The 359-nt window shown below is 55.2% G+C and carries 1 pseudogene; it reads left to right on the top strand.

Annotation, left to right across the window (positions count from 1 at the left end):
• Positions 1-359, top strand: a pseudogene (gene nifH / locus A8F95_RS10560) (nitrogenase reductase); the annotation flags it as partial.

The raw sequence follows: 359 nt of genomic DNA, 5'->3' as shown, positions 1-359 counted from the left end.
CCAAGGCTGACTCCACCCGCCTGATCCTGCATGCAAAGGCACAAGACACCGTGCTGTCACTGGCTGCCGAAGCCGGTAGCGTGGAAGACCTGGAGCTGGACGATGTTATGAAGGTCGGTTATCGCGACATCCGTTGTGTTGAATCCGGCGGTCCGGAACCCGGCGTTGGTTGCGCTGGTCGCGGCGTGATCACCTCCATCAACTTCCTCGAAGAAGAAGGTGCTTACGACGGCGTTGATTATGTTTCCTACGACGTGTTAGGCGACGTGGTTTGCGGCGGTTTCGCAATGCCAATTCGCGAAAATAAGGCTCAGGAAATTTACATCGTTATGTCCGGTGAAATGATGGCGATAGGCGTT

The organism is Pseudobacillus wudalianchiensis (assembly GCF_001685015.1).
In the GTDB taxonomy this organism is placed as follows: Bacteria; Bacillota; Bacilli; order Bacillales; family Domibacillaceae; genus Pseudobacillus; species Pseudobacillus wudalianchiensis.
Note: the sequence above shows the minus strand (reverse complement) of the source record. Positions and strands in the feature narration are given on the sequence as shown.